A 261-nucleotide genomic window follows, 5' to 3' on the forward strand; every position below is an offset into this window, starting at 1 on the left:
GGTTAATAGACGTTGTATTATTATCATTAGTCGATGCTTGGGATTCAACATCATTATCTTCATTTACTGCATTTTGGTAATCTGATGTTTCAATCTTTTTGACCTCATCATCTTCATTATCATTTTCATATATATTCGATGATTGCTCCTCATTAACATTCATTAAATCTTCGCTATTTTTATTTAATTCTTCACCACTATCTTCCTCTATTTTTTGTTCTGAAATATCAACCTTATTTTGCGTTTGTTCTTCTAATATAT

The 261-nt window shown here is 28.4% G+C and carries 1 protein-coding gene; it reads right to left on the bottom strand.

The genetic code is table 11. The annotated features are described in order from the left end of the window. A partial coding sequence (locus HH682_RS15535; RefSeq protein ID WP_214238374.1) for a hypothetical protein occupies window positions 1–261 on the bottom strand: 261 nt, incomplete at both ends.

This window comes from Rosenbergiella gaditana (assembly GCF_018494065.1).
GTDB lineage: Bacteria > Pseudomonadota > Gammaproteobacteria > Enterobacterales > Enterobacteriaceae > Rosenbergiella > Rosenbergiella gaditana.